This window comes from Peteryoungia rhizophila (genome assembly GCF_004912145.1).
GTDB lineage: Bacteria > Pseudomonadota > Alphaproteobacteria > Rhizobiales > Rhizobiaceae > Allorhizobium > Allorhizobium rhizophilum.
Genome location: NZ_STGT01000004.1, coordinates 63,817 through 86,965 on the forward strand (window position 1 = coordinate 63,817; position 23,149 = coordinate 86,965).

Genomic DNA, 23,149 nt, shown 5'->3' on the forward strand with positions numbered 1-23,149 from the left:
ATCACACCACTATGACGGCCTATGGCAAAACTGGCTGAAACATTGAAGGCAATTTTGTCATGGCTTGCCACTGACAAGACGCTTACCATTCGTCTCGATTGACCTGCTCCTGGGGAGAGGAGCTGTCTTCACGGGAGGAGAATGATGGTGGAATCCGCTCACCTGAGCCTGCACGTCCCCGAACCCGCCGTTCGACCGGGCGGTCAGCCTGATTTTTCCAACGTCAAGATCGCCAAGGCGGGTGCGGTCCCACGGCCCCCGGTCGATACGGCGGCCGAGGACATCCGGGACCTCGCCTATTCGATCATCCGGGTATTGAACCGCGACGGCGAGGCTGTGGGGCCATGGGCTGGCCTGCTCAGCGACGACGCGTTGCGCACTGGCCTGCGTCACATGATGACGCTCAGGGCCTTCGACGCCCGCATGCTGATGGCACAGCGGCAGGGCAAGACCTCCTTTTACATGCAGCATCTCGGCGAGGAAGCCGTCAGTTGTGCCTTTCGCAAGGCACTGCAAAAAGGCGACATGAACTTCCCGACCTACCGGCAGGCAGGTCTTCTGATCGCCGACGACTATCCGATGGTCGAGATGATGAACCAGATCTATTCGAACGAGGCAGACCCCTTACGCGGGCGGCAATTGCCGATCATGTATTCCTCGAAGGAACATGGCTTCTTCACGATTTCCGGCAATCTCGCCACCCAATATGTCCAGGCAGTCGGCTGGGCGATGGCATCCGCGATCAAGAATGACAGCCGCATTGCCGCCGCCTGGATCGGTGACGGTTCGACGGCCGAGTCTGATTTTCATTCGGCACTGGTTTTCGCCTCGACCTATCGGGCACCCGTGGTCCTCAATGTCGTCAACAACCAGTGGGCGATTTCGACCTTTCAGGGTATTGCCCGCGGTGGTTCGGGAACATTTGCCGCCCGTGGCCTCGGCTTCGGCATTCCGGCTCTCCGGGTCGATGGAAACGACTATCTGGCGGTCTATGCGGTGGCATGCTGGGCCGCAGAGCGGGCGAGGCGCAATCTGGGGCCGACACTCGTCGAATACGTGACCTACCGTGTCGGTGCGCATTCCACCTCGGACGATCCGGGCGCTTACCGCCCGAAAACGGAATCAGAAGTCTGGCCACTCGGCGATCCGGTGCTGCGATTGAAGAAGCATCTCATCGTCCGGGGTGTCTGGTCTGAGGAACGGCATGTGCAGGCGGAGGCGGAGATCCTGGACGAGGTGATTACCGCCCAGCGCAAGGCAGAGGAGCACGGCACACTGCATGCGGGCGGCAGACCTTCGGTGCGCGACATCTTTGAAGGCGTCTATGCCGAAATGCCGCCACATCTGCGTCGCCAACGACAGAAGGCAGGCTACTGACATGGCCAGAATGACGATGATCGAAGCGGTGCGCAGCGCCATGGACGTATCGATGGAGCGCGATGACGATGTCGTCGTGTTTGGCGAGGATGTCGGGTATTTCGGCGGCGTTTTCCGCTGCACGCAAGGGCTTCAGACGAAATACGGGAAGACACGCTGCTTCGACACGCCGATCAACGAATCCGGAATCGTGGGGGCGGCGATCGGAATGGCGGCCTATGGCCTCAAGCCCTGCGTCGAGATCCAGTTCGCCGATTACATGTATCCCGCCTATGACCAGTTGACCCAGGAGGCGGCCCGCATCCGCTATCGCTCGAACGGTGACTTCACCTGCCCGATCGTCGTGCGCATGCCAACTGGCGGCGGCATTTTCGGCGGGCAGACCCACAGCCAGAGCCCGGAAGCTCTCTTTACCCATGTCTGCGGCCTGAAAGTGGTTGTCCCGTCCAATCCCCATGACGCGAAAGGCCTGCTGACCGCTGCGATCGCCGATCCCGATCCGGTGATCTTTCTTGAGCCCAAGCGCCTCTATAACGGCCCCTTCGACGGCCATCACGACCGTCCGGTGACGCCGTGGTCCCGCCACGAACTGGGCGAGGTGCCGGAGGGCTATTACGCGATCCCGATCGGCAAGGCGGACATCCGCCGCGAGGGTTCTGCCGTCACCGTGATCGCCTACGGCACGATGGTCCATGTGGCGCTCGCGGCGGCAAACGATACCGGCATCGACGCGGAGGTGATCGACCTTCGAAGCCTGATGCCGCTCGATCTCGAGGCTATCGTCAAATCGGTCGCCAAGACCGGTCGATGCGTCGTCGTGCACGAGGCGACGCTGACATCCGGCTTCGGCGGCGAGATCGCAGCGCTGGTGCAGGAGCATTGCTTTTATCATCTCGAAGCGCCGGTCATGCGCGTCGCTGGCTGGGACACGCCCTATCCGCATGCGCAGGAATGGGACTATTTCCCAGGCCCCATCAGGGTCGGCCGCGCACTCATCGACGTCATGGAGACCTGAGCCATGGGCGAGTTCACGATCAAGATGCCCGATGTCGGCGAAGGTGTCGCCGAGGCTGAGCTTGTCGAATGGATGGTCAAGATCGGCGATCCCGTGCGTGAGGATATGATGGTCGCCGCGGTGATGACCGACAAGGCAACTGTGGAAATCCCCTCCCCCGTCAGCGGTACGGTCCTGTGGCTTGGCGGCGAAGTGGGTGACACGATCGCGGTCAAGGCGCCTCTCATCCGGATCGAAACGGACGGTGCGAGCGATGAGCCCGCAACGCCGAACACAGCCGACACGCCGGAGCCAGAAAGACCCGAACCGATTGCAACCGCTGCGCTGCCCCGCACGCCGGCCGTGTCCGCCCCGCCTCCTGCGCCCGCCGCCCCTTCCCCATCCCGATCGCCGGAGTTCGACAAGCCGCTTGCCGCTCCCTCGGTCCGATTGCTGGCACGCGAAAACGGCATCGACCTGCGCCAGGTGCGCGGAACCGGCCCGGCCGGACGCATCCTGCGCGAAGATGTCGAAGAGTTTCTCGCCCGTGGCATGGATCCTGAACCGGCGGTTTCCGGCCTCGCCAAGAGAACGTCGCGGGAGGAGATCAAGCTGACCGGCCTTCGGCGCCGGATTGCCGAGAAGATGGTCGTATCCACCTCGCGCATTCCCCACATCACCTATGTGGAGGAGGTCGACGTGACCGCACTTGAAGAGTTGCGCGCGACCATGAATACCGAACGCCGGTCCGACCAGCCGAAGCTCACGCTTCTGCCCTTCCTGATGCGCGCCATGGTCAAGGCGGTTGTCGAACAACCGGATGTCAACGCCACCTTTGACGATGATACTGGCCTACTCACCCGTTTCGGTGCGGTGCATATCGGTATCGCCACCCAGACGCCTGCAGGGCTTGCCGTGCCAGTCGTCAAGCATGCAGAGGCACGTGGGATCTGGGACTGCGCGAGCGAGATGAACCGGCTGGCCGAAGCCACCCGCGCCGGCACCGCGACCCGCGACGAACTCACCGGCTCGACCATCACGATTACCTCGCTCGGCGCGCTTGGCGGTATCGTCTCGACCCCGGTCATCAACCATCCGGAAGTCGCGATCGTCGGCGTCAACAAGATCGCGACCCGGCCCGTCTGGGACGGCACGCAGTTCGTGCCGCGCAAGATGATGAACCTGTCCTCCAGTTTCGACCACCGCATCGTCGATGGCTGGAACGCCGCGACCTTCATCCAGCGTCTGCGGACGCTGATGGAGACCCCGGCGCTCATCTTTATCGAAGGCTGAGCCATGAAAGAGATTTCCTGCAAGCTTCTCGTTATCGGCGCCGGCCCGGGTGGCTATGTCTGCGCCATCAAGGCCGGCCAGCTCGGTATCGACACCGTTATCGTCGAGGAGGGTCGTCCCGGCGGCACCTGCCTGACGATCGGCTGCATCCCTTCCAAGGCGCTGATCCACGCGGCGGAGACCTTTGACAAGGCCCGTGCGCTCTCCTTTGGCGACAACGCCCTTGGCATTCGCGTGGATGGCGCCACGATCGATCTTTCCAGGACCATGGCCTGGAAGGACGCCATTGTCGGACGGCTGACCGGCGGTGTCTCCGGCCTGTTGCAGAAGGCAAGGGTGAAGATCGTTCATGGCCGCGCCCGTTTCCGCGACGGCAAGACGGTGGAGGTGGATACGGAAACCGGCCGCCAGGTCATCCGCGCTGAGACCGTTGTCATCGCGACCGGCTCCAATCCCGTCGAGCTTGCGGCCCTTCCGTTCGGCGGGCGGGTAATTTCCTCAACCGAGGCCCTGTCGCTGACAGAGCTGCCGAAACGGCTTGTTGTCGTGGGTGGTGGCTATATAGGGCTCGAACTTGGAACAGCCTTCGCCAGGATGGGGTCCGAGGTGACCGTGGTCGAAGCGACATCGCAGGTTCTACCGCTTTACGACGCCGATCTGGTCAAGCCGGTCGGGCGCAGGCTTGCCGAACGCGGCATTGCGGTGCTGACCGGAGCAAGGGCGGTTGGGCTTTCCGACGCCGGCGAGGAACTGGTGGTCGAGACCGCCGAGGGTCGCCGCAACCTGCCGGCCGACCGCATTCTCGTGGCCGTCGGACGGCGACCGCGCACCATGGGCTCTGGCCTGGAAGAGCTCGATCTCGACCGCATCGGACCATTCCTGCAGGTCGATGACCGCTGTCACACATCCATGCGTGGGGTTTACGCGATCGGCGACGTGACCGGCGAGCCAATGCTGGCGCATCGTGCCATGGCGCAGGGCGAAATGGTCGCCGAGATCATCGCCGGGCGCAAGCGCGCCTGGGACAAGCGCTGCATCCCGGCGATCTGCTTCACAGATCCGGAGATCGTCAGCGCCGGCTTGTTGCCGGACGAAGCCCGCGGCCACGGTTTCGAGGTGAAGATAGGCCAGTTTCCCTTCTCCGCCAACGGCCGGGCGATGACGGTGGAGGACGAAGATGGTTTCGTGCGGGTCGTCGCGCAGGCCGACACCCATGTCGTGCTCGGGCTGCAAGCCGTCGGCGCTGGCGTCTCCGAGCTTGCATCGACTTTTGCCATGGCCATCGAAATGGGTGCGCGGCTGGAGGATATCGCCGCCACCATCCATGCCCATCCCACACGCGGCGAAGCCCTGCAGGAAGCAGCACTCAAGGCACTGGGACACGCGCTACACATCTGACCCACGATCCGGATTCGCAGCACAGGATATCTCAGAGGAAGCCACATGATCGAGATGGACTTCAGGCTTGGCGAAACGGCGGACATGATCCGCGACACGACGGGGCGTTTCGCGCGCGAACGCATCGCGCCGATCTCAGCGGAGATCGACGCGCAGGATCGCTTTCCGCATGAGCTCTGGCCGGCCATGGGCGCTCTTGGCATGCATGGCGTGACGGTTGGCGAAGAGGATGGCGGCCTCGGTCTCGGCTATCTCGAACATGTTGTTGCCTGCGAGGAAATCAGTCGCGCCTCGGCCTCGGTCGGCCTGTCCTATGGCGCGCACTCCAATCTGTGCATCAACCAGATCGCACGCTGGGGTTCGACAGAGCAGAAGGTGAAATACTTGCCCGGACTGATTTCGGGGGACCATGTTGGCAGCCTTGCCATGTCGGAGGCGGGCGCCGGATCCGATGTCGTCTCCATGCGCCTTCGCGCCGACAGCGTGGACGGCGGCTTCCGGCTGAACGGCACCAAGTTCTGGATCACCAATGCGCCCTATGCGCAGACGCTCGTCGTCTATGCCAAGACAGAGCCGGAAGCCGGATCGAAGGGCATCACGGCCTTTCTGATCGAGAAGGGTTTCCCCGGCTTCTCGATTGGCCAAAAGATCGACAAGCTCGGCATGCGCGGCTCGCCCACCGCCGAACTCGTGTTCCAGGACTGCTTCGTCCCGGATGAAAACGTCATGGGTCCGCTGAACGGCGGGGTGAAGGTTCTGATGTCCGGCCTCGATTACGAGCGGGTGGTGCTGTCAGGAATCCAGCTCGGCATCATGCAGGCCTGCCTTGACGTCGTCCTGCCCTATGTGCGGGAGCGCCAGCAGTTCGGCAGGCCGATCGGCAGCTTTCAGCTGATGCAAGCCAAGATCGCCGACATGGTCGTGGCACTCAATTCCGCCCGAGCCTATGTCTATGCCGTGGCGCGGGCCTGCGATGCCGGAAGGACGACGCGCCAGGACGCCGCAGGCGCGATCCTCTATGCCTCTGAAAACGCGGTGAAGGTGGCCGAGCAGGCGATCCAGGCCCTGGGCGGTGCAGGTTACACGAAGGATTGGCCGGTCGAGCGCTACTGGCGCGACGCCAAGCTCCTCGATATCGGCGCGGGCACCAACGAGGTGCGCCGCATGCTGATCGGCCGGGAGGTGATCGGTGCGGAAGGGATGGGCTGATGCCGTTTCTGTCCACTCTGCTCGACCGTGACGGCGAAGGTTTCAAGGCCAATGCAACGCGCAATGCCGCGCTTGCCGAAGAGCTGAGGTCGAAGGTGGCAATGGCAGCGCTCGGCGGCGCGGAAAACCACCGGCAGCGTCATGTGGCGCGCGGCAAGCTTCTGCCCCGCGACCGGACCTTGCGGCTTCTCGACGCCGGCGCCCCCTTCCTGGAAATCGGTCAACTGGCGGCGAATGGCATGTATGGCGACGAGGCGCCGGGCGCCGGCATGATCACGGGCATCGGCCGTGTCTGCGGTCGCGAATGCATGATCATCGCCCATGATCCGACGGTGAAGGGCGGCGCCTATTTCCCGATGACGGTGAAGAAGCATCTGAGAGCGCAGGAAATCGCCTGGGAAAACCGATTGCCCTGCATCTATCTGGTGGATTCGGGCGGCGCCAACCTGCCGCATCAGGCCGAGGTTTTCCCTGACCGCGACCATTTCGGCCGGATCTTCTACAATCAGGCGCAGATGTCGGCGGCCGGGATTCCACAGATCGCCTGCGTCATGGGAAGCTGTACGGCGGGCGGTGCCTATGTCCCTGCCATGTCCGACGAGACGGTGATCGTCCGCAATCAGGGCACCATCTTTCTCGCGGGCCCTCCCCTGGTAAAGGCCGCGACCGGCGAGGAAATCTCTGCCGAAGACCTGGGCGGCGCCGATATCCACAGCCGAAAGTCGGGCGTCGTCGACCATGTCGCCGAAAACGACGAACACGCGCTTCTGATCGTGCGCGACATCGTGGCGACACTGAACCGGCCAAAGACGGTGGACATTCAACTTGCGGAGCCGCAGCCCCCACTGCTCGACCCAAACGAGCTCTATGGCGTGATCCCTAAGGACCTGCGAACGCCGTATGACGTGCGCGAGGTGATTGCCCGTCTCGTCGATGGTTCCGAACTGCAGGAGTTCAAACCGCTTTATGGCGCGAGCCTCGTTTGCGGTTTCGCCCATCTCTGGGGCATTCCGGTTGCCATCCTCGCCAACAACGGCGTCTTGTTTTCGGAAAGCGCGCTGAAAGGCACGCATTTCATCGAACTTGCCTGCCAGCGCCGCATTCCCCTGCTTTTTCTGCAGAACATTTCCGGCTTCATGGTCGGCGGCCGTTACGAGGCGGAAGGCATCGCCAAACACGGCGCCAAGCTGGTGACTGCGGTCTCGAGCGCGCAGGTGCCGAAGATCACCGTGCTGATCGGCGGCAGTTTCGGTGCCGGCAATTACGGCATGTGTGGTCGTGCCTTCCAGCCGCGCTTCCTGTTCAGCTGGCCAAATGCGCGCATTTCCGTGATGGGTGGGGAGCAGGCGGCGTCTGTGCTGGCGACCGTCCATCGCGATGCCGAAGGCTGGACGCTGGAGGAGGCGGAAGCCTTCAAGGCGCCGATCCGCCAGAAATACGAGGATGAAGGCAACCCCTATTATGCCACGGCCCGCATGTGGGATGACGGCATCATCGACCCGGCCCAGACCCGCGATGTGCTCGGCCTCGCCTTTTCAGCAACGCTGAATGCACCCATCCCCGAGCGGGCGCAGTTCGGCATTTTCCGGATGTGAGGCGTCAGATGATCGAAAGTCTCCTGGTTGCAAATCGCGGTGAAATCGCCAGGCGGATCATTCGCACGGCAAGACGGCTCGGGATCCGCACGATTGCGGTTCATTCGAATGTTGATGCGGACATGGCCTTCGTGCGTGAAGCCGACGAAGCGATGGAGATCGGCGCGGCGCCGGCACGTGACAGCTATCTGCGACAGGACCGTATCCTTGATGCGGCAAGCAAGAGCGGTGCTGGAGCGATCCATCCGGGTTATGGCTTCCTGTCGGAAAATGCCGAGTTCGCCGAAGCCGTGCAGGCCGCCGGTCTCGTCTGGGTCGGTGCGCCGCCGGCTGCCATCAGGGCGATGGGCCTGAAAGACGCCGCCAAACAAAGGATGATCGCGGCCGGTGTCCCGGTCACACCTGGTTATCACGGTGACGATCAAAGCGCGGAAAGACTTCAAAGCGAAGCCGATGCCATCGGCTATCCGGTGCTGATCAAGGCGATTGCAGGCGGCGGCGGCAAGGGTATGCGCCGCGTCGAACGGGGGGAGGATTTTCCGGCAGCACTTGCCGGTTGCCGACGCGAGGCGATGTCGTCTTTCGGCGATGACCGTGTGTTGATCGAGAAATACATCCTCTCGCCACGCCATATCGAGGTGCAGGTTTTCGGGGATAGCCAAGGCGATGTCGTACATCTGTTCGAACGCGATTGCTCGCTTCAGCGCCGCCACCAGAAGGTGATCGAGGAGGCGCCTGCGCCCGGCATGGATGCCGCAACCCGGGACGCGGTTTGCCAGGCGGCAATCAAGGCGGCTCGCGCGGTCAATTATGTCGGCGCCGGCACGATCGAGTTCATCGCCGATGCCTCTGAGGGACTGCGCGCTGATCGCATCTGGTTCATGGAAATGAACACACGGCTACAGGTCGAGCATCCGGTAACCGAGGCGATCACCGGACAGGATCTGGTCGAGTGGCAATTGCGCATTGCGTCTGGCGAGCCGCTTCCACTCAAACAAGATCAGCTTTCCATCACCGGCTGGGCCATGGAGGCGCGACTTTATGCGGAAAACCCTGCAAACGGCTTCCTTCCGTCAACAGGCCGCCTCGAGCATCTGCGCCTGCCGGACACGCTTCGCATCGACAGTGGCGTCGAAGAGGGTGACGAGGTCACGCCGTATTACGACCCGATGCTGGCCAAACTCGTCAGCCACGGCACCACCCGGCGAGACGCCGTTCGAGCGCTTTGCAAAGCTGCGGGCGGGGTAGAGGTCTGGCCGGTCCGCAGCAATGCGGGTTTTCTGGTCCGCACACTCCGCCACCCCGACTTTCTGGCAGGGGGCGTCGATACCGGCTTTATCGAGCGACATCAGCATGACCTGATCGGGCCACGCGAACCGGGTGAAGAGGTCTTGCAGGCTGCCGCAGCCTCACTGCTGCCGAAGCGATCGCGCGATGTCTGGACGACCCTGACGGGGTTTCGGCTCAATGCGGAAAACGACCGACAGGTCGCCGTCGACGTGGGGAAGAAGCGCTATCTGGTTCAGACGAATGGTGTGCCACGGACTGTTCGAAGCAAAGAAGGCGTGATCTTCCTCGATGGCGAAGCCTGGGAGATCGAGGCCCCCCGGGCCGCCCCTGCTGGTCATGGCCCAGGTTCGGGCGCAGGCTCGGGCGATGGAGCGATTGTGGCGCCGATGCCTGGTCTCGTCATCGCCGTCTCCATTGCAAACGGGGACCTTGTCAGACGCGGCCAGCCGCTGCTCGTCATCGAGGCGATGAAAATGGAGCAGGTGCTGCACGCCCCCTTCGATGGCGTCGTGGTGGAACTGAAAGCCTGCGAGGGGAACCAGGTGGTCGAGGGCAGTCTCCTCGTCAGGATCAAGGGAGAAGAATGATGGCCGGGCGCTATTTCGACGACTGGAATCTGGGTGACAGGATTTCCCATGAGATCCACCGTACGGTGACAGAGACGGACAATCTGATGTTCACGCTGATGACCCACAATCCGCAACCGCTGCATCTCGATGTCGAAGCGGCAAAGGCGAGCGAATTCAGCCAGATCCTCGTCAACGGCACATTCACCTTTTCGCTGATGGTCGGCCTGTCGGTCGGCGATACGACGCTCGGCACGCTGATTGCCAATCTGGGCTACGACAAGCTCGTCATGCCAAAACCAGTGTTCATCGGCGACACGATGCGGGCAGAAACCGAGATCGTCGACCTCAGGGAGAGCCGATCGCGTCCGACCGCCGGCATCGTCACCTTCCAGCATGAACTCTTCAACCAGCGCAGCGAACTGGTTTGCCAATGCCTGCGCTCCGCTCTCGTCTCCCGGAGGCCGCAATGAGGCTGCGCTCGCTGCTCTTCGTGCCGGGCGACAGACCCTATCGCATGGAGAAGGCACTTGGCTACGGCGCTGATGCGCTGATCCTCGACCTTGAGGATTCGGTCACATTCGACGCCAAGCCTGCGGCTCGGCAGGCAACCGCCGACTTCCTGCGTCAGGCCAAAGGCAAGATCCAGCTCCTCGTCCGCCTCAACCCGCTCGACAGCGGGCTTGTGGACGACGACCTATCAGCGATCCGCGAAGTGAAGCCGGACGGACTGGTTCTCCCCAAGGCGGAGGGGGCTTCAAGTGTGAAAACCTTGAGCGCAAAGGCGCCCGGCGTCCCCATCCTGCCGATCGCCACCGAGACCCCGGCCGCAATCTTCCAGCTGGGCTCCTACGCATCCTTCAAGGCCCATCTTCTTGGCCTGACCTGGGGAGCGGAAGACCTGCCAGCTGCCATCGGTGCCCTTGGCGCACGTGACGAGACTGGCCGTTACACAGCACCTTACGAATTCGCCCGCTCGCTGACCCTGTTCGGCGCCCACGCGGCTGGCGTGGCCGCGATCGAGACCGTTTATCCCTCGCTTGCCGATCCAGACGGGCTTGCCGCCTATGCACGTCGCGCCCGCTTTGACGGCTTCAATGGCATGATGGCGATCCATCCCGCGCAGGTGCCCGTCATCAACGAGGCATTCACGCCAACCCCGGAGGAATTGGCCGAGGCGCAGGCAATCGTCGACGCGTTTGCGGCCAATCCTGGCAAGGGCGCGCTCCGTTTCGCCGGCCGCATGATTGACGCCCCACATCTCAAACAGGCAAGACACCTTCTGACACTTGCTGCCGACGTGCATGAGACTTGAGACGGTGGACAAGACTGCGAACAGAAACGCAAAGAATACCATCCGGTATTGGGAGTGCTTGGATTGGCCTCTCAAACGCCCGGACGACCTGCTAGCTCAGCAAAACTGACCAAAGGCTGTCCGCGAGTTCACAAGGCATCGCGTTGAGCACATCTACGAAGGACGTTACCATCTCCCCGCAAACCCACAAGTTGCCCGCTAAGGTCGCGATTGATCATAGCACGTTTTGTCATAACGAGCCCCAAAGCGGTCATCGCCGAGCGCATCTCAATGGGCAACTTAGCGCCCTCAAGTCGGTCGTTGCCCAGACTAGCAACTCTCGCTGGAAGCAGACAGTCTTGTCTATTGCCAAGTAGGGCATTTTGGCAGGTTGTTTTCTGGCTTTTCTATGGAGCGTTGCGCACTAGTGGCCTGCTATAGGGGCCGCTTTGAGCCTTCCCTAAGTGTTCGGCACAGTCGAACTGATTCACTCCACATCGATCATTCCACTTTCAAAAACGCGGCAATGGTCGCCTCGAGCGGAGTCGACCATTGCCATGAATTCGATGGTTAAGCGGAAATGTCAGCCAGCCACTTTTCGACGCTCCTTGGTACAAGGCCCAGGAGCCGCTGCGCGCTTGTCTGTTCAGCAATTACGTTTTCATCGAGCGTCGCAAGCGCTTGATAGAAGGCGGCGACGTTGGCAGCGGCGGGGCCGAACATGGGTTCCAGCAGTTTACGGAAGTCCTCCGGAGACTGTGCCTCGAATTGAACGGGCCTGTTGAAGCGTGTCGCAAATCCGTCAGCCAGTGCGGCACCTTGCATCCCCGGCAGGTGGCCCACGCCAACAATGCCGGTGACCCCATGGTCCGTCAGCAATTTCTCGGCAACGTCTGCGATGTCCAAGTGGGAACTCCAGGACACCTTGAGATCAGCACGGATCGGATACAAAAGAACGCCGTCCTGTTTTACACCGCCCACAACCATAGGCAGGAGCAGATTCTCCAGGTAGAGCCTCGGGGCCACGATGGCGTGAGATATGTGGCTTTCGGCTAAGCCGCGCACGAGCATTCCCATTGCACTGTCATCAGGTACCTGAACCGCCGATCCGGGCTGGTCGATCACCGCGCCGCTGGTCGAAACGACGACGCGCTTGGGTTTGGCTTGGATGGCCGCTTTAAGAAAATTACGCGCATACTGAACGCGTAGAGGCTCCGGGGCCTGCGGGAGATGGAAGAAGATCCCATCCGATCCGGTGTAGGCATCAACCAATGAGCCCAATGAGCTATTGTCGACCGTGACGCTGCGCTTTCCGCCGGCCTTGGCCGGATCCCGGACCGCAGCAACCACGGTTTTTCCTTTAGATTGCAGAAGATCAAATAGCGGACCGCCTTGTGCTCCCGTCGCGCCATGAATGATGAATGACATTGTTTTCTCCATTGCCGTTGCAGGTAGGAGGCCATTGGTGCATTATCTGCATCAGTTACGTCAAATGCACTATTGGAAGAAAATTCGATGACGGCGAAAAAACTGCCATGCTGCGGGGTCGAGCGATTTCTGCTGCTTCTCGATGGCCCCTGGGCAACATTAATCGTCCGTGAACTGTTAGGCGGGCCGCGGCGCTTTACCGAGTTGCGTGGCATGTTGCCCGGTATCAGCGCGCATACGTTGACTCATCGCCTGAGGCGCTTTGAAGAACACGGCTTGGTGACGCGTATGGCATATGCAGAAACGCCTCCCCGTGTCGTCTACGAACTGACCGAGCTGGGTCTTTCCCTGCACGACATCCTTTACGCCATGAAAGACTGGGGAGATGCACTTTCCGAAGAGGTCTTGATGAGTCCAACCACTTCGGTCGCCCGTCAGGAGCGCGGGCAGCCCGAGCATGGGGCTGAACGATAAAGCGATCTGGTCGCCGGTTGTGCCCTCCTACACAGGATGATGTGAATTGACGGCTTACGTCCCATCGGTCGGCGACCCGCCGTCGCTGAGAGGCTCCAGTTAATGGCTCCGCCTTCAAGAGTGGCGGCTAAGCTCGGAACCGCTGGCGGTATTCTCCAGGCGTCAGACCTACGATCCGAGAGAATATTTTCCGAAACGACCCGGAGTCAGAATAGCCGGCCTCCCAGGCGATGCTATCGATAGAAAGGTGTCCAAATTGCAGGAGCTCCTGTGCCTTGGAGACCCGCAGGCGTTGAGCGTAATCGGTTGCGGTCATGCCCGTCGCGTTCTGGAAACGACGCAGGAAGGTCCTTTCCTCCAAACCTGCCTGTTGGGCAAGCGTCGCGAGCCGAGCTTCTTTACCTCCATTTGACTGCAGGAAATGCTGCGCCTTGAGGATCGCCAGATCTCCGTGGGTCATTCGCGGGGCGAATCCGCTATAATAGCGTTGTTCGCGTCCGGGTGGATCTATCAGCAGCATGCGCGCAGTCTGCGCCATGACCACCGGGCCAAGGAAGCGCTCCACCAGCTTTAAGCCCAAGTCTGTCCAGGCCATCAATCCACCGACCGAGATGATGTCGCCGCCGTCAATCATCAGGCGATCGATGTCAAGTTCAACGTCGGGAAAGCGGTTGCGGAAGGCATCGGCAGAAGCCCAATGCGTGGTGACTGCTCGGCCGGAGACAAGCCCGGTTTCGGCGAGGAGAAAGGCTCCGGCGCAGACCGACGCCAGCACTGAGCCCTCATCGTGTCGTGCACGGAGCCAGCGCGCCAGTTGCGCTGCAGCTTCAGGTGTGATCGGCTGCTCCAGCGATGGTGGCAGGATCAGCACATCGCAGGAGCCAGCCGCTTCCCCTATCGCACCGGGTTTGCTGTCGAAAACGACAACGGGTTCCGCTTCCCCCTCAATCTCAAGATGTCTCACCCGCAGGCGCTGCGAAGTGTGTTCAAATCCCTGTGCCGTCTGCCCGACGACTTTGAACAGGTCAGTCAGGCCCAAGACCGCCGAAAGCTGCGCGCCTGGATAAAGAACAATGCTGATCTGGACGGCCTTCATGGCGATATTGCCCCCAATTCTGTCGATTACGCCAGTGGCTGAGACCATCGCGCACCGGCATAGTCAGTGCAAGCCATCCGAAAACACGAAAGGAAAATTTATGTCCAACCGCGCCATTCTGGTCGTCGACCTGCAGAACGAATACTGGCCTGCAGGCAATCTTGCGCTACATGGGATCGAGGCCGCCGCAGCCAATGCAGCCCACGTCATGGCTCACGCCCGCTCCAAAGGCGACTTGGTCGTCAACATCCGTCACGAAATGCCTGACGGTCCGCTCTTCGTTCCCGGCACGGCAGGGGCCGACATCAACGATATCGTGCAGCCGGCGCCTGGCGAAGCTATCATCACCAAGAATTTCCCGAACTCTTTCCGCGATACTGGGCTGAGTGCCCTTCTCAAGGAAAAGGGTATCGAGGATGTCGTCGTCATTGGTGCGATGAGCCATATGTGCGTCGACGCGACGGTCCGCGCCGCCAATGATCTGGGCTACAAAACCACGACGATCCACGATGCCTGCGCGACACGCGATCTGGACTTCGATGGTGACACCGTCCCGGCAGCAAGTGTGCACGCTGCACTGATGTCGGCGCTGTCCTTTGGCTATGGCGAGGTGATCTCGACTGACGCCTTCCTTGCTCGCTGATGTCTGATCAGGAGGGACGATCCATGACTACACGTAGAGAGCTCTTCGCTCTATCGGGTGCTGCCCTGGTTGCCGGTGCGCTCCCGGCCAGCGCACAAAATGCGGCTTTGCCGAAGGAAAGCGTTGAAATCACACAAATACGCAACGCAACGCTTCACGTTGTATATGGCGGGGTACGCTTTCTTGTCGATCCGATGCTTTCGGATCGACATAGCTGGCCGGGCTTTGAGGGGACAGTGAATAGCGAGGAGCGCAATCCACTCGTACATCTTCCTATGACGAAGGAAGAAATCATGGATGTAGACGCGGTCATCGTGACCCATTTGCACGAAGATCATTGGGATGAGGACGCTCGCAAAATTCTGCCCAAGGCCCTTCCGATTTACGCGCAGAATGATACGGATGCTGAGATCATACGGTCGCAGGGGTTCACCGATGTTCGCGTATTGTCGGCCACGTCGAACTTCAATGGTGTGCAACTCATCAAGACCGAGGGCCGCCATGGGACCGAGGCTCATTATGCAGCGATCGGCAAACTGCTAGGCGAGGCATGCGGGGTCGTGTTCAAGGTGACCGGTACAAAGACGGTCTATCTCGCAGGCGACACGATCTGGCAGGAGGATGTTGCCGCCGCTCTGGAAGCGCATCAGCCAGAAGTGGTGATCCTGAATACCGGCTACGCGATGGTCGTCGGGATCGAGGGTGGTATCATCATGGGAACGCAGGACGTGCTTTCAGTTCACAAAGCTGCCCCTGAGGCCCTGCTTATCGCCAGCCACATGGAAGCTGTGAACCACTGCACCGTCAGTCGGGCGGAGCTAAGAGCTTTTGCTCATGACAATGGCTTTGCCGATAAGCTACGCACCCCGGGTGATGGCGAGACACTTATCGTCTAGCTCAATTCCGGTCGGCGTGTGGGTCTGATACCTGCTCGCCGCTTTTGTCGGGTGGCGCGCACGTTTCAGCGATCCGCATGCGTGGCTTGGGAATGCTCCCTTCATTCATCACGGTATCCGCTTCTGTAGTTCAATCGACAGGAGCGGACTGTCTCGTTCCACGGCCCCATTCCAGCCTGTACCCTCGAAGTAGTCCATGTCTCCTATTGGCGCGAGAGAGACCACCGGCTGTCGCCGATGGTCAAGAAACTAAAGCTCAATTTGCTCCGCAATTCTGAGCGCATCGTTTATCTCGACGCCCAGGTATCGGACGGTGCTTTCGAGCTTCGTATGACCGAGCAAAATCTGGACCGCCCGAAGATTGCCGGTCTTCATGTAAATCTGGGCTGCCTTGGTTCTCCTCATGGAGTGGGTCCCGTAGGCATTGGTGTCGAGCCCGATTAATGTGACCCAACGGTTGACAATCCGAGCATACTGCCTCGTCGACAGATGGTTCGACGTGTTCCGATTGCTCGGGAACAGATAGCTGCTGCCATTTTTCCGAACAAACGGGAGCCAGGCCGCAAGCGCAATCTTGGTCTGTTCGGTGACCTCGAACTGCACGGGCCGCTTCGTCTTCTTTTGGATGATGGTGGCCCGATCTCGGATCGAACTACCGGACCATAAATCCTCAACCTTCAACTTGACGAGGTCACAAGCGCGAAGCTTGCTGTCAATGGCGAGGTTGAAGAGCGCCAGTTCCCGGACCGCGCCGCTCATCTCCAGTCGAACGCGGATCGACCATACGTTCTTCGGCTGCAGTGGGCGCTTCTGGCCTACCAGAATTCCTTTGTTCCACGGATATCGATTACGCAGTACGGCGGTGTCCATGCCAAAGCCTCCGCCACACCTCCCACCGCGTCGCCTACGTCAGGCAGTCGGATCATAGCACGCTTTGTCGCTGTGCGGCTCATTGCGGTCATCCCGCTCTCGACGAAATGGCAGCGAAAATCCTGACATTCGCGCTGTTAGTAACCAGAGCCGAAATCATTAGGTAGCGCGCAACCAATGTGATAGGTTAGCACGCGACCAGGTGGAGAATGCTATGCCGAGACCCAAGAGCGCCGATGACGGCCTGACCAAATTTCAACGATACCGGCAACAGCAGCAGCACCGGGGCATGAAGCAACTGCGCATTTGGGTGCCGGATCCTCACAGGCCCGATTTTGCTGCAGAAGCCAAGCGGCAAGGTCTGCTCTTGCGCGGCCGTCCCGAGGAAGCCGAAGCACTGGATTTCATCGCGGCTGCTATTGAATGGCCAGAGCCGTGAAAAGAGGTGATCTCGTCACGGTTTCCGCGCAGGGCGATTATGGAAAACCACGCCCGGCGATCATCATTCAATCTGATTTTCTCAATGCGGCAGACAGCGTGCTGGTCGTTTTGCTCACCAGCACGATCGCTGATGCCCCGCTTTACCGGCTCACTGTCGAGCCAACGGCGGGGAACGGTCTCAAGGTGATTTCACAGGTCATGGTGGATAAGGTTATGGCCTATCCACGCGCCAAATGCGGCCCGGTGATCGGTCATCTTTCCGGGGCCAATATGCTGGCCCTCAACAACATGCTTTCGGTGATGATAGGCTTGGCTGACTGACGGCAATATTTCTCGCACAAAACACCTCGCCCCTGAAGTCCCAACAATGCCTTGGATGTGCCGAAGCAAAACACCGACGCCTCTTTCGGCGGACTATGTTTTTGAATTGGCGACCGATGAAGCAGGACCCTGCAGTCCAGGCGGAGGTACAGCCTCGTCTGCATCAGGGTCCCGCCCTTGGCTGCTGTCGAGCACGCGCATGATGGGAGTGACTGTCAAGCCGTGCAGGAGCACGGATAACAGCACCACCAGTCCAACAATGGCCCAAAGGCGTTCACCGCCTTCAACGGGCATGTGATTCAGGCCGTAGGCGAGATAGTAAAAGGAGCCCACGCCACGGATGCCGAAAAAGGCCAGCGTCAGTTTTTCCCTCCATGCCGCTTTGAAGCCGAGCAAGCCGATGAACCCGGTTAGCGGTCGGACGACGAGGAGGATGACAATCGCCGCGACGATATCCATAAAACGAAGGGGTGTCAGAAGACCATTCACCAATGCTCCTCCGAAGAGCACCAGCAAGATCATCATGGCAAGGCGCTCGACCTGCTCTGTAACGTCGTGCATCTCACGATGAAAGTCGTGTTCTCGATGAGCGTGGCGAAGCGTAAGCGCGGTGATGAACACAGCCAGGAAGCCGTAGCACTCGATCAATTCGGTGAGGCCGTAGGAAACGAACGTAGCAGCAATGGCAATGAGGCCATCCCCGGTCTGCGCAAGCTTGGTATCGGCGGGCATGTGGAAGGTGAGCCAGCCGAAGAGACGGCCGATCAGCCAGCCGCCCACCACCCCGGCACCAACTTCCCATAGAACACTGTGCATCAGCCACTTGCCGAGCCATGGCTCGCCGCTTGCCGCGGCCAGACCGAGTATGATGGCGAGGTTCACAAATGGAAATGCCAACCCATCGTTAAGCCCCGCCTCTGATGTGAGGCCGAAGCGAACCTCATCTTCTTGACCGGTCTTCGGCGGCCCGACCTGAATATCAGCTGCAAGGACAGGATCAGTCGGCGCTAAACTTGCCCCAAGCAGCAGGGCAACCACCCAGGGAAGCCCCAAGCCCCACACACCCACCATCGTGATGGCGGCGATGCTGAGAGGCATGGTGATGACGAGAAGTCGCCAGGTCACGCCCCATCGCCGCCAACTGAAAACACGGTCCAGCTTGAGGCCCGTACCCATCAAGGCAATGATAACGACGAACTCGGTGAAGCGCTCGGTGAATTCCGGGTAGGTCATCGGCAGGGGCTGGTCCGACACCTGCGGGATTAAAAACAGCGCTGCGCCCAACGCAATGCAGACGATGGGCAATGAAAGCGGGAGGCGCCTCAGAGCCAAAGGCAACCAAGCGACAAGGGCTATCAAGATGCCAAGCCCCGTCAGCACCAAAATGTAAGGGTCGGGGGACCACTCGCTAAGATTGACCATCTCAGCTCAACGAGAACGAGCTGATTTTGATCCCGTGTCCTTAAGCTTCTTTCTCCTATTGCGTCGGCGCTATGGGACGAGTCTGAGCCACTTGCGTAAGACATGCTCGTCACTATGAAGATCACCCGACGCCTGCGCCACAGTGCTCCCACGCACCTGGACCAACTTCCTTGCTCAGGTTTGCCCTCGCGGCTGAACTTCATTCACGCGCTCAAGTTTCATTGGAAAAACCTTAACTCGGTGCCCAAGAAACTGGCACCAGGCCAGTTTGATAAATGCTAACCAATTGCTTGAGAGAAATCTTAAGGAGGGCGTGCGCAATTTAGCGGTTGAAGGAGTACTCGCATGCGCACCATCTTTTCGGCTTTGATCTGTCTATTCATCGCCTGCCTTTCGGCGACCCCGGCGGCGGCAGATGGGGTATGGACGGTAGCAAGGGCAACGGATCAGGTCCGCTATACCCTTGACAATGAGACCTGGTTGGCTCTTCGCAAGGGTATGGTAGTCCCTAACAAAGCCTGGATTTCGACAGGAGCGCGTGGGCGCTTGCAGTTGATGCGTGGAACCGAGAGTATTGCCTTTCACCCCAATACACTGGCCTCAGTCGTGACTCGGGGTACGGATCAGAATCGCAAAACCGAGGTTAACCAGCAGGTCGGGGAAATCGTTCTTGAAATAGAAAAACGCCAGAAGCCACACACGACCGTCCAGACGCCTTTCCTGGCTGCTGTTGTCAAGGGCACACAGTTTACCGTTACAGTTGGTGAAGCCAGCGCATCCGTTGCAGTCGATCAGGGCGTGGTAGAGGTAACGGGCTTCAAGGCCAGCGAACGGAGCAATTTGACGGCTGGGCAGACTGCTGCAGTTACCAAAACCGGAATGACAGTCGAAAGTAGCACACAGCAGCCTGCCGTTAGGCGCGCCGTATTTTCACTTCAATCGATCAAAGCCAGCTTTGCCTTTCGCGATGCGCCTGCCGTGGATACCACGTCAAATGTGGCGAGGGCGGCACAGGCGATCGATAAAGCAATCAGCAAAAAAGTCGAGGCTGCGAAAAACGGCCATCAGGCTAAGAGTGAGCGCGACGCCGATGCTGGAAAAGAGACCAGCAGCGCCGCTGGTAAGGGCAACGGCAACTCCGGTGGTAAGGGCAACGGGAACTCGGGCGGCAACGGCAACGGGAACTCCGGTGGCAACGGCAACGGGAACTCCGGTAGCAACGGCAGTGGCAACTCGGGCGGGAACGGCAACGGCAATGGGAACTCCGGTGGCAATGGCAACGGGAACTCCGGTGGCAATGGCAACGGTAACTCGGGCGGAAATGGCAAAGGGCGGTCGGGCGGCTAGCCATGCTGCCGACAAAGGGCGTTATCCGAGCTCGAATGCTGCAGTTTTGTTACGCCCCCTGACTGATGTCTGGACACTTGGCTCGATTTGTCCCGCAGAGTTGTCTCCCCATCCGCAGCTCGAAGAGCCGTATCGTCTGCCGGCCTTTGAAGGTGGCGTTTGACGTTAGCAAATGACCACAGTGCGAAAACCAATGTATTCAGTTCCCGAGAAATTCAGCAGATGCAAATAGACGGGATGGCATCGTGTCTGTGAGTTCCGTATGAAACAAGTTTTTAGACAGAAGCCATTTCTCGTCCTGGGGCTCCCCATGGCGGTAACAGCGCTGACGATCGGCTTGCTGTTTGGTGCGTTATTCCTGTCTGCAGCGAAGTCAGATCAAGCCGCAATTCAGCGTCAGCGGGGTCTTTTGAACCTTGTGGTGGGGAATCTGGAAGAAGAGGTGGCCCACAACCAAGAGAGTGCAACTGTCTGGGATGACGCCGTCGTGGAGGTCCGCCAGCGAAACAGCGAGTGGATGGCGTCCAATCTCGGTGAGTGGATGCATAGCTATTTCCGGCACGATGCGGCGCTGATTCTCGATGCGAGCGATGGCTTCGTCTACGAATTCATTGCTGAACCTTCCACATCAGCGTCAGGCGCGGAGATTGCGAAGCTGGCGAGACCCTTGGTGGAAAGGCTCCAGCAGCGGCTTGCCGCGGGCGAAACTGCGACCGGCACGACCATATTGTCGATCGGCGAGAGCGATCTTCTCGACCTCAACGGCCGTGCCGCAATCGTAAGTGTGAAGCCGATCGTCTCCGACACCGGAGAGATCGAGCAGGCACCGGGAACAGAGAACCTCCATATCGCCGTGCGCTATCTAGACGGCGTGTTGCTGTCCGAATTGGGGCGGAATTATCAATTCCAAGACCTCGCCTTCACTCGTTCCTCAACTCTCGCTGCCGATGTTTCCCGTGTCCCTCTGCGAGCCAAATCCGGTGAGCTGATAGGCTATTTCCAATGGCAGCCTTTCACTCCCGGAGCGAGCGTCATCAAGTCTGTCTATCCAGTGATCCTGCTTGTAGGGGGCTCGGCCCTTCTTCTGATGAGCTTCCTGGGCCATGCGATCTGGCGGCGCTCGCAAAGCTTGGATGAAAGCCAACAGGACCTCAGGCAATTGGCCATGCATGATCCGCTGACGGGACTTGCTAACCGAACGACGTTTCACGCTGCCCTTTCTGAGCGTCTTGAAAAGGCGACGGTTAAAAACAACGTCGCCGTGATGTTCGTGGATTTGGATCATTTCAAGGAGGTCAATGATACCTTCGGACATCCCGTCGGAGACATCCTCATAAAAGAGGTGGCAAACCGGTTGCTCGAACTCGGATCCTCGGCGCTTGTATCCCGGATCGGCGGGGATGAGTTCACGCTTATTCAAGAGGCCGGAGATCCTGCGGATGTCGAACGGCTCGCCGAAGAGATTATAGCCCTGCTCCGCCTGCCCTTCCAAATCGACGGCAGACTGATAACGATCGGCGCAAGCATTGGACTTTCGTTCTCGGCACCCGGGCTTGAGGCGAGCGAAATCACGAGGCGTGCCGATATTGCACTGTACCATGCCAAGGCGGCGGGTAGGAATACTTTTGCGGTATTCGGCAACCACATGGAAGAGGTCTTGCGTCGCAGACGCGCCTTGGAGAGCGACCTGGCCGCCGCACTCGAGACAGGCACCCAGCTCGCGGTTCACTTCCAGCCGGTGTACTCGGCACAAAATGGGCGGGTATCGTCAATGGAAGCACTCTGCCGCTGGACGCATCCCACGTTCGGTGAAATCTCGCCCGACGTGTTCGTTCCGATTGCCGAGGAATGCGGGCTGATTCAGAAACTGGGTCTGTACGTGCTTGAGGAAGCGTGCAGCCTGCTATCGGAGGTCCCCGATGGCGACTTGGGCATGTCAGTCAACGCCTCTGCGGTAGAACTCATGTCTTCCGGCTACGCATTGCGGGTCCTGACGATGCTGGCAAAGTATGGACTTCAGCCGACCCGGCTCGAGATAGAGATTACCGAAAGCGTTGCGACAGACACCAACGGCAAAGCAGCGGCGGCGATCCGGGACTTGAGAATGGCGGGTGTAAGGTTTGCCGTTGATGACTTTGGGAAGGGTAATTCGTCGTTTGGGCAGCTTCTCAAGCTAGATGTGGATCGGATCAAGATCGACAAGATGTTCGTTGACCAAATCCATCAAGGTGGGGGCATGCCGCTGATCGAAGCCATCGTGCAGATGGCACGCCATAAGGGGCTGAAGACCACGGCGGAAGGGATCGAGACCGCCGACCAACGTTTAGCGCTCACCTCGCTGGGATGCGATCACCTGCAGGGCTTCGAACTCTCAAAGCCGCTGAGCCGGGTGAGCACGATTCAGTTGATGTCTGAGCAGGATAGTCGAATGGAGCACACGGTTCTGTGACGCCGACAGGAAGGTGCTGGAGCGCTTCCTGGCCTCCGACAGTGACACTGAGCAAGGGTTAGTCTGCTACCGGCGTCCACGCGACAGCACCGGACAGGACAGACCGCCCACGGCCCCATTCCAACCTCGAACCTCGAAACAATTCATGTCTCCTATTGGCGCGAGCGAGACCACCGGCTGTCGCCGATGGTCAAGAACCTAAAGCTCAATTTACTCCGCGATTCTCAACGCGTCGTCTATCTCGACGCCGAGGTATCTGACCGTGCTTTCGAGCTTCGTGTGACCGAGCAGAATCTGGACCGCACGTAGATTGCCCGTCATTTTATAAATCTGTGCTGCCTTGGTTCTTCTCATAGAGAGCGTGCCATATGCGCTGGCATCGAGCCCGATTGACGCGACCCATCGTTGGACAATCCGAGCATACTGCCTTGTCGGGAGATGCTGCGACGTCTTCCGATTGCTCGGAAACAGATAGCTGCTACCGTTCCTTCGATTAAAGGGAAGCCACGCCGCGAGCGCAATCTTGGTCTGTTCGGTGACCTCGAACTGCACGGGCCGCTTCGTCTTCTTCTGGACGATAGTGGCTCGATCGCGGATTGAACTACCGGACCACAAGTCCTCGACCTTCAGCTTGACCAGGTCACAAGCGCGAAGCTTGCTGTCGATGGCGAGATTAAAGAGCGCAAGTTCTCGGATCACGCCGCTCATCTCCAATCGAACGCGGATCGACCACACGTTCTTCGGCT

The 23,149-nt window shown here is 59.8% G+C and carries 21 protein-coding genes; 16 read left to right on the plus strand and 5 right to left on the minus strand.

What is annotated here, in order from left to right; genetic code table 11:
- Positions 1-144: 144 nt before the first annotated feature.
- The 9 genes from E9677_RS16310 to E9677_RS16350 are packed head-to-tail and all read left to right on the plus strand — an operon-like array spanning position 145 to position 11,037.
- Positions 145-1,377: a 3-methyl-2-oxobutanoate dehydrogenase (2-methylpropanoyl-transferring) subunit alpha gene (locus E9677_RS16310; protein WP_136559145.1), complete on the plus strand. Its 1,233-nt coding sequence runs from the start codon at positions 145-147 to the stop codon at positions 1,375-1,377.
- Between the two features lies 1 nt (position 1,378).
- The gene (locus E9677_RS16315) at positions 1,379-2,392 is read left to right on the plus strand and encodes an alpha-ketoacid dehydrogenase subunit beta (protein ID WP_136559146.1); all 1,014 of its coding nucleotides are present in this window, start codon (positions 1,379-1,381) and stop codon (positions 2,390-2,392) included.
- Positions 2,393-2,395: 3 nt separating this feature from the next.
- Positions 2,396-3,664 carry a dihydrolipoamide acetyltransferase family protein gene (locus tag E9677_RS16320; protein ID WP_136559147.1) on the plus strand — a complete coding sequence of 423 codons (1,269 nt, stop codon included), beginning with the start codon at positions 2,396-2,398 and terminating at the stop codon, positions 3,662-3,664.
- Positions 3,665-3,667: 3 nt separating this feature from the next.
- Positions 3,668-5,062 carry a dihydrolipoyl dehydrogenase gene (lpdA, locus tag E9677_RS16325; RefSeq protein ID WP_136559148.1) on the plus strand — a complete coding sequence of 465 codons (1,395 nt, stop codon included), beginning with the start codon at positions 3,668-3,670 and terminating at the stop codon, positions 5,060-5,062.
- A gap of 45 nt (positions 5,063-5,107) precedes the next feature.
- Positions 5,108-6,271 carry an acyl-CoA dehydrogenase family protein gene (locus E9677_RS16330; protein ID WP_136559149.1) on the plus strand — a complete coding sequence of 388 codons (1,164 nt, stop codon included), beginning with the start codon at positions 5,108-5,110 and terminating at the stop codon, positions 6,269-6,271.
- Complete coding sequence (locus E9677_RS16335) at positions 6,271-7,866, plus strand: carboxyl transferase domain-containing protein (protein WP_136559150.1); 1,596 nt, start codon at positions 6,271-6,273, stop codon at positions 7,864-7,866. Before E9677_RS16330 ends, E9677_RS16335 begins: the two co-directional genes overlap by 1 nt.
- A gap of 8 nt (positions 7,867-7,874) precedes the next feature.
- A complete protein-coding gene (locus tag E9677_RS16340; protein ID WP_136559151.1) occupies positions 7,875-9,743 on the plus strand; it encodes an acetyl/propionyl/methylcrotonyl-CoA carboxylase subunit alpha in 1,869 nt (622 codons plus the stop codon).
- Positions 9,743-10,195 (plus strand): MaoC family dehydratase, encoded by a 453-nt coding sequence (locus tag E9677_RS16345; protein WP_136559152.1) that lies wholly within the window; start codon positions 9,743-9,745, stop codon positions 10,193-10,195. The genes E9677_RS16340 and E9677_RS16345 overlap by 1 nt, the downstream gene beginning before the upstream one ends.
- Positions 10,192-11,037, plus strand: coding sequence for an HpcH/HpaI aldolase/citrate lyase family protein (locus tag E9677_RS16350; protein WP_136559153.1), 846 nt, complete (start codon positions 10,192-10,194; stop codon positions 11,035-11,037). Before E9677_RS16345 ends, E9677_RS16350 begins: the two co-directional genes overlap by 4 nt.
- Before the next feature lie 549 nt (positions 11,038-11,586).
- Here E9677_RS16350 and E9677_RS16355 read toward each other — a convergent pair.
- Positions 11,587-12,444: an NmrA family NAD(P)-binding protein gene (locus E9677_RS16355; protein ID WP_136559154.1), complete on the minus strand. Its 858-nt coding sequence runs from the start codon at positions 12,442-12,444 to the stop codon at positions 11,587-11,589.
- An 87-nt stretch (positions 12,445-12,531) separates the two neighbouring features.
- On the opposite strand from E9677_RS16355, the gene E9677_RS16360 reads away from it, so the two are divergent.
- Complete coding sequence (locus E9677_RS16360) at positions 12,532-12,918, plus strand: winged helix-turn-helix transcriptional regulator (RefSeq protein ID WP_136559155.1); 387 nt, start codon at positions 12,532-12,534, stop codon at positions 12,916-12,918.
- Positions 12,919-13,045: 127 nt separating this feature from the next.
- Here E9677_RS16360 and E9677_RS16365 read toward each other — a convergent pair whose 3' ends face one another.
- A complete protein-coding gene (locus E9677_RS16365) occupies positions 13,046-14,014 on the minus strand; it encodes a GlxA family transcriptional regulator (RefSeq protein WP_136559598.1) in 969 nt (322 codons plus the stop codon).
- A gap of 100 nt (positions 14,015-14,114) precedes the next feature.
- Here E9677_RS16365 and E9677_RS16370 point away from each other — a divergent pair, with 100 nt between their 5' ends.
- Both E9677_RS16370 and E9677_RS16375 read left to right on the plus strand, forming a co-directional pair.
- Positions 14,115-14,657, plus strand: a complete 543-nt coding sequence (locus E9677_RS16370) for a cysteine hydrolase family protein (protein ID WP_136559156.1) — start codon at positions 14,115-14,117, stop codon at positions 14,655-14,657.
- A gap of 23 nt (positions 14,658-14,680) precedes the next feature.
- Positions 14,681-15,553 (plus strand): MBL fold metallo-hydrolase, encoded by an 873-nt coding sequence (locus tag E9677_RS16375; protein ID WP_136559157.1) that lies wholly within the window; start codon positions 14,681-14,683, stop codon positions 15,551-15,553.
- A 249-nt stretch (positions 15,554-15,802) separates the two neighbouring features.
- On the opposite strand, the gene E9677_RS16380 is transcribed toward E9677_RS16375, so the two are convergent.
- On the minus strand, positions 15,803-16,423 hold the full coding sequence (locus E9677_RS16380) for a tyrosine-type recombinase/integrase (protein ID WP_136559158.1): 621 nt from the start codon (positions 16,421-16,423) through the stop codon (positions 15,803-15,805).
- A 214-nt stretch (positions 16,424-16,637) separates the two neighbouring features.
- On the opposite strand from E9677_RS16380, the gene E9677_RS16385 reads away from it, so the two are divergent.
- Both E9677_RS16385 and E9677_RS16390 read left to right on the plus strand, forming a co-directional pair.
- Entirely contained in the window at positions 16,638-16,862 is a 225-nt protein-coding gene (locus E9677_RS16385; RefSeq protein WP_136559159.1) for an antitoxin MazE-like protein, read from the plus strand.
- The gene (locus E9677_RS16390; RefSeq protein WP_328591172.1) at positions 16,847-17,185 is read left to right on the plus strand and encodes a type II toxin-antitoxin system PemK/MazF family toxin; all 339 of its coding nucleotides are present in this window, start codon (positions 16,847-16,849) and stop codon (positions 17,183-17,185) included. The genes E9677_RS16385 and E9677_RS16390 overlap by 16 nt, the downstream gene beginning before the upstream one ends.
- A 93-nt stretch (positions 17,186-17,278) precedes the next feature.
- On the opposite strand, the gene E9677_RS16395 is transcribed toward E9677_RS16390, so the two are convergent.
- A complete protein-coding gene (locus E9677_RS16395) occupies positions 17,279-18,607 on the minus strand; it encodes a cation:proton antiporter (RefSeq protein ID WP_136559160.1) in 1,329 nt (442 codons plus the stop codon).
- Positions 18,608-18,952: 345 nt separating this feature from the next.
- Between E9677_RS16395 and E9677_RS16400 the strand changes: the two genes are divergently transcribed.
- Entirely contained in the window at positions 18,953-19,954 is a 1,002-nt protein-coding gene (locus tag E9677_RS16400; RefSeq protein WP_136559161.1) for a FecR family protein, read from the plus strand.
- A 310-nt stretch (positions 19,955-20,264) separates the two neighbouring features.
- Positions 20,265-22,403 carry a putative bifunctional diguanylate cyclase/phosphodiesterase gene (locus E9677_RS16405; RefSeq protein ID WP_235882991.1) on the plus strand — a complete coding sequence of 713 codons (2,139 nt, stop codon included), beginning with the start codon at positions 20,265-20,267 and terminating at the stop codon, positions 22,401-22,403.
- A gap of 210 nt (positions 22,404-22,613) precedes the next feature.
- On the opposite strand, the gene E9677_RS16410 is transcribed toward E9677_RS16405, so the two are convergent.
- Complete coding sequence (locus E9677_RS16410) at positions 22,614-23,111, minus strand: tyrosine-type recombinase/integrase (protein WP_235882992.1); 498 nt, start codon at positions 23,109-23,111, stop codon at positions 22,614-22,616.
- Between the last annotated feature and the right edge of the window lie 38 nt (positions 23,112-23,149).

Coding starts and splice junctions, on each gene's coding strand:
- E9677_RS16315 (WP_136559146.1), top strand. CDS start 1,379: ATGGCCAGAATGACGATGATCGAAGCGGTGCGCAGCGCCATGGACGTA.
- E9677_RS16310 (WP_136559145.1), top strand. CDS start 145: ATGGTGGAATCCGCTCACCTGAGCCTGCACGTCCCCGAACCCGCCGTT.
- E9677_RS16360 (WP_136559155.1), top strand. CDS start 12,532: ATGACGGCGAAAAAACTGCCATGCTGCGGGGTCGAGCGATTTCTGCTG.
- E9677_RS16370 (WP_136559156.1), top strand. CDS start 14,115: ATGTCCAACCGCGCCATTCTGGTCGTCGACCTGCAGAACGAATACTGG.
- E9677_RS16350 (WP_136559153.1), top strand. CDS start 10,192: ATGAGGCTGCGCTCGCTGCTCTTCGTGCCGGGCGACAGACCCTATCGC.
- E9677_RS16320 (WP_136559147.1), top strand. CDS start 2,396: ATGGGCGAGTTCACGATCAAGATGCCCGATGTCGGCGAAGGTGTCGCC.
- E9677_RS16335 (WP_136559150.1), top strand. CDS start 6,271: ATGCCGTTTCTGTCCACTCTGCTCGACCGTGACGGCGAAGGTTTCAAG.
- E9677_RS16385 (WP_136559159.1), top strand. CDS start 16,638: ATGCCGAGACCCAAGAGCGCCGATGACGGCCTGACCAAATTTCAACGA.
- E9677_RS16375 (WP_136559157.1), top strand. CDS start 14,681: ATGACTACACGTAGAGAGCTCTTCGCTCTATCGGGTGCTGCCCTGGTT.
- E9677_RS16345 (WP_136559152.1), top strand. CDS start 9,743: ATGGCCGGGCGCTATTTCGACGACTGGAATCTGGGTGACAGGATTTCC.
- E9677_RS16365 (WP_136559598.1), bottom strand. CDS start 14,014: ATGAAGGCCGTCCAGATCAGCATTGTTCTTTATCCAGGCGCGCAGCTT.
- E9677_RS16330 (WP_136559149.1), top strand. CDS start 5,108: ATGATCGAGATGGACTTCAGGCTTGGCGAAACGGCGGACATGATCCGC.
- E9677_RS16395 (WP_136559160.1), bottom strand. CDS start 18,607: ATGGTCAATCTTAGCGAGTGGTCCCCCGACCCTTACATTTTGGTGCTG.
- E9677_RS16355 (WP_136559154.1), bottom strand. CDS start 12,444: ATGTCATTCATCATTCATGGCGCGACGGGAGCACAAGGCGGTCCGCTA.
- E9677_RS16405 (WP_235882991.1), top strand. CDS start 20,265: ATGGCGGTAACAGCGCTGACGATCGGCTTGCTGTTTGGTGCGTTATTC.
- E9677_RS16410 (WP_235882992.1), bottom strand. CDS start 23,111: ATGAGCGGCGTGATCCGAGAACTTGCGCTCTTTAATCTCGCCATCGAC.
- E9677_RS16390 (WP_328591172.1), top strand. CDS start 16,847: ATGGCCAGAGCCGTGAAAAGAGGTGATCTCGTCACGGTTTCCGCGCAG.
- E9677_RS16400 (WP_136559161.1), top strand. CDS start 18,953: ATGCGCACCATCTTTTCGGCTTTGATCTGTCTATTCATCGCCTGCCTT.
- E9677_RS16340 (WP_136559151.1), top strand. CDS start 7,875: ATGATCGAAAGTCTCCTGGTTGCAAATCGCGGTGAAATCGCCAGGCGG.
- E9677_RS16380 (WP_136559158.1), bottom strand. CDS start 16,423: ATGGACACCGCCGTACTGCGTAATCGATATCCGTGGAACAAAGGAATT.
- lpdA (WP_136559148.1), top strand. CDS start 3,668: ATGAAAGAGATTTCCTGCAAGCTTCTCGTTATCGGCGCCGGCCCGGGT.